Genomic DNA, 4,262 nt, shown 5'->3' with positions numbered 1-4,262 from the left:
TTTTGTTTCATCCGCCCCTCATCCTGAGGAGCGCGCAAAGCGCGCGTCTCGAAGGATGGCAGCGAGCGCCGAGCCAGGCCATCTCATGGTTCGAGACGGCGCTGCGCGCCTCCTCACCATGAGGGGAAGAACATGTGTGACGCTCCCATCACCTTGTTTTCTTCATATTGCCTCGCAATTGAGGTATTCGAGAAACCCCACGTAAAGTCTGCGCAGACGATTGATACCGTCCCGCCGAAGTTCAGGAGCCCCGCATGTCGCTTGATTCCGATGTGATCGTCGATCGCCGCCGGCTGCGCCGCAAGCTGACCTTCTGGCGGACCATTGCGGTGCTCGTGGCGGTGGTCGCCATTGTCGCAGGTGGCCTCTATGCGACGCGCTCGGGAACACAGGCGTCCTCCGGCGCCATCGCGCGCATCAAGATCGAAGGGCTGATCCAGAGCAACAATGAGCGCATCGAGGCGCTGGAGCGGCTGGAGAAGTCGTCAGCGGCTGCCGTCATCGTGCAGATCAATTCGCCCGGCGGTACGGTCGCAGGTTCCGAGCAGCTCTACGACGCGCTGATGCGCCTGAAAGCCAAGAAGCCGATGGTCGTCATGGTCGAAGGTGTCGCCGCCTCCGGCGCCTATATCGCAGCCCTCGCCTCGGATCAGATCATTGCGCGGCAGACATCGATGGTCGGCTCCATCGGCGTGCTGGTGCAGTTTCCCGTGCTCAGCGGCCTGATGAAGACCGTCGGCGTCAAACTCGAGGAAGTGAAATCCTCGCCGCTGAAGGCGGCGCCGAACGGCGTCGATGAGCCCTCGCCGGAAGCCCGCGCCGCATTGGAAGTGCTGGTGAAAGACAACTACACCTGGTTCCGCGGCCTCGTGCAGAACCGCCGCGCCATGGATGACCTGCAGATCGAGAAAGTGGCCGACGGCCGTGTGTTCACCGGGCGTCAGGCGATTGGCCTCAAGCTGATCGACCAGATCGGCGACGAGAAGACTGCGGTGGCGTGGCTGGTGGCTGAAAAGAAGATCAAGAGCGATCTGCCGGTGCGTGATTACAAACTGTCGCCGAAATTCGGCGATCTCACTTTCCTGCGGGCAGCCACTTCGGTCACGCTGGACGCGGTAGGCCTGTCGTCCATCGCACGTCAGGTGGAGCAGGGCGGTTTTGCGCAAGCCATCGATGGTATGGGTCTCGACGGCATGCTGGCGCTGTGGCGTCCGGTGTCGTTGAACTGAGTCTGAATCCAGAAGATGTCACGCAGTCTGCCCGCAACCCGCTGTTCCGCACTGCGAGCAGGCGGCCAAGCGTCTTTTGGAGCAATTGTCACGCACTTTCCGGGCAGTCATCCGTCATTTAGCGACTTGACAGCTCAGCACTTTTTCACGGAAATGCAGCCTCCAATTCATAGCCCAACGTCTCGATGATCAAATCCGAACTCGTCCAACGCATCGCTGAACACAACCCGCATCTGTACCAGCGGGATGTGGAGAACATCGTGAATGCGATCCTCGACGAAATCGTCGCAGCCCTCGCGCGCGGTGATCGGGTCGAGCTGCGCGGTTTTGGTGCTTTCTCTGTGAAGCATCGTCCGGCGCGTGCAGGCCGCAATCCGCGCACCGGTGAGCATGTTCCGGTCGATCAGAAGAGCGTGCCGTTCTTCAAGACGGGCAAGGAAATGCGCGAGCGCCTGAATCGCGACCCGTCTGCGCCGGCGCCGGCCCAGGCATCGGAAGCCAGCGCCTCCTAAGCGGGCTCGGCTCGCGATGGGCGGGGCGGTTTTCGTCTCGCTTCACTGCTACGTGAGAGATCTCGATGCGCAAATTCCTCACGGCTCTGGTCGTCATCCCCGTCGCAATCCTTTTCATTGTCTTCGCCGTTGCCAACCGTCATCTGGTGACGGTCTCCTTCGATCCCTTCAACAGCGCTGATCCTTCCATCGGTGCGACATTGCCCCTGTTTGTGGTGCTGATCGTGGTCGCCATTCTCGGCGTCATCGCCGGCGGTACCGCCACCTGGATCAGGCAGCGCCATTGGCGCCGCGCTGCGCGCCAGCATGAGGCCGATGCGCGCCGTGCAAGGAGTGAGCTGGCCGATCTCCGCGCCGAGATGGCAACAGCACGGGCGACCACCCAGAGGCCAGTACCGGGCCTGCCAGCGCCCGGCTATGCGGCCGGCGAGCGAGACAAGGCCGGCGCGACGTTGTAGAACCCGCCCGGATGCGCGCCATTGCCGGCGCCGCCTGTCCGTTTCACCATTCCCTGTTCGCAGTGGCCCGTTGAGAGCATGCCCCTGACCGTCAAAATATGCGGCCTGTCCACGCCAGAGACGCTCGACGCGGCTCTGCTCGCTGGCGCCGATATGGTGGGCTTCGTGTTCTTCCCGCCATCGCCGCGCCATGTCTCGCTCGATATGGCCGAGAAGCTCGGACAGCAGGCGAAGAAGGCCGTGAAGGTCGCGCTGTCGGTGGATGCCGATGACGCATTGCTGGCCAATAGCATCGAGGCGCTGCGTCCGCAGATCCTGCAGCTGCATGGCAAGGAAAGCCTCGCCCGCATTCGCGACATCAAGCAGAAGTTCGGGCTGCCCGTGATGAAGGCGATCGCCGTGGAGACTGCGGCCGATCTCGCCGCGCTGCCCGGCTATGCCGCCGTCTGCGATCGCATCCTGTTCGATGCCAAGGCTCCGAAAGACGCCACGCGTCCCGGTGGTCTCGGTGCTGTGTTTGATTGGCACTTGCTCGAAGGGCTCGATCTCAAACTACCCTTCATGGTGTCGGGTGGATTGAATGCAGAGAATGTCGCCGAGGCCGTGCGGATCACGCGCGCCGGTGGCGTCGATATTTCGTCCGGCGTTGAAAGCGCGCCGGGCATCAAGGATCCCGAGATGATCCGCAATTTCATCCGCGCCGCGCGCGCAACGGAAGAGCTGGCGACCTGATGACGACTGCGATCCCAAACTCCTATCGGACCGGCCCCGACGAGACCGGCCATTTCGGCATCTTTGGCGGCCGCTTCGTCGCCGAAACCCTGATGCCGCTGATCCTCGATCTGCAGAAGGCCTATGAGGATGCGAAAGCCGATCCGGCCTTCCGCAAGGAGATGGACGGCTACCTGAAGGCCTATGTCGGCCGTCCGTCGCCGCTGTATTTCGCCGAGCGCCTCACCGAGCATCTCGGTGGCGCCAAGATTTATCTGAAGCGAGAAGAGCTCAATCACACCGGTTCGCACAAGGTGAACAATGTGCTCGGCCAGATCATGGTCGCGCGCCGCATGGGCAAGAAGCGCATCATCGCCGAGACCGGCGCCGGCCAGCATGGCGTGGCGACGGCGACGCTGTGCGCGCGCTTCGGCCTCGAATGCATCGTCTATATGGGCGCCGTGGACGTCGAACGTCAGCAGCCCAATGTGATCCGCATGGAAATGCTCGGTGCCAAGGTGGTGCCGGTGCAGGTCGGTGCGCGCACGCTGAAGGACGCCATGAACGAGGCGATGCGCGATTGGGTCACCAATGTGCACAACACGTTCTATTGCATCGGTACCGTCGCCGGCCCGCATCCCTATCCGATGATGGTGCGCGACTTCCAGTCGATCATCGGCGACGAGACCAAGGTGCAGATGCAGGAGATCGAAGGTCGCCTGCCGGATTCGCTGATCGCCTGTATCGGCGGCGGCTCCAATGCGATGGGCCTCTTCCATCCGTTCCTCGACGACACGTCCGTCGATATCTACGGCGTCGAAGCCGCCGGCCACGGCCTCACCGGCCTGCATGCCGCATCGATCGCGGGCGGTCGTCCAGGCGTTCTGCATGGTAACCGCACCTATCTGCTGATGGACGAAGACGGCCAGATCCAGGAAGGCCATTCGATCTCCGCCGGTCTCGATTACCCCGGCATCGGCCCCGAGCATTCCTGGCTGCATTCGATCGGTCGCGTGAAGTATCTCTCGGCGACGGATGAAGAAGCATTGGCGGCATTCCAGCTGCTGTCGAAACTCGAAGGCATCATCCCGGCACTGGAGCCGGCGCATGCGCTGGCCAAGGTGAGCGAACTGGCGCCGACACTGCCAAAAGATCACCTGATGGTCGTCAACCTCTCCGGCCGCGGCGACAAGGACGTCCCGCAGGTGGGCGATATTCTGAAGGCGCGGAAGTGAGCTTGAACGGAGACAGCAGAGCCCCCTCACCCGGATCGCAAGGGCGATCCGACCTCTCCCCGGTGGGGAGAGGTGAAGAGGGAGCTCCATATGCTCTTTCCTTTCCGGGGACAGTGG

General features: G+C 62.6%; 5 protein-coding genes. All 5 read left to right on the top strand.

Features of this window, described 5'->3' with window-relative positions; genetic code table 11:
• The first annotated feature begins 254 nt into the window (after positions 1-254).
• The 5 genes from sppA to trpB all read left to right on the top strand — a co-directional run bounded on the left by sppA (position 255) and on the right by trpB (position 4,145).
• Entirely contained in the window at positions 255-1,229 is a 975-nt protein-coding gene (sppA, locus tag ACIQ2A_RS25600; RefSeq protein ID WP_398484833.1) for a signal peptide peptidase SppA, read from the top strand.
• A 185-nt stretch (positions 1,230-1,414) separates the two neighbouring features.
• On the top strand, positions 1,415-1,741 hold the full coding sequence (locus ACIQ2A_RS25595; protein ID WP_398484831.1) for an integration host factor subunit beta: 327 nt from the start codon (positions 1,415-1,417) through the stop codon (positions 1,739-1,741).
• 65 nt (positions 1,742-1,806) lie between these two features.
• Positions 1,807-2,199 (top strand): lipopolysaccharide assembly LapA domain-containing protein, encoded by a 393-nt coding sequence (locus ACIQ2A_RS25590; protein ID WP_398484829.1) that lies wholly within the window; start codon positions 1,807-1,809, stop codon positions 2,197-2,199.
• A gap of 78 nt (positions 2,200-2,277) precedes the next feature.
• Entirely contained in the window at positions 2,278-2,931 is a 654-nt protein-coding gene (locus ACIQ2A_RS25585; protein WP_398484827.1) for a phosphoribosylanthranilate isomerase, read from the top strand.
• The gene (trpB, locus tag ACIQ2A_RS25580; protein WP_398484825.1) at positions 2,931-4,145 is read left to right on the top strand and encodes a tryptophan synthase subunit beta; all 1,215 of its coding nucleotides are present in this window, start codon (positions 2,931-2,933) and stop codon (positions 4,143-4,145) included. Before ACIQ2A_RS25585 ends, trpB begins: the two co-directional genes overlap by 1 nt.
• The last annotated feature ends 117 nt before the right edge of the window (positions 4,146-4,262 follow it).

Source organism: Tardiphaga sp. (assembly GCF_044336785.1).
Taxonomy (GTDB): Bacteria; Pseudomonadota; Alphaproteobacteria; order Rhizobiales; family Xanthobacteraceae; genus Tardiphaga.
Note: the sequence above shows the minus strand (reverse complement) of the source record. Positions and strands in the feature narration are given on the sequence as shown.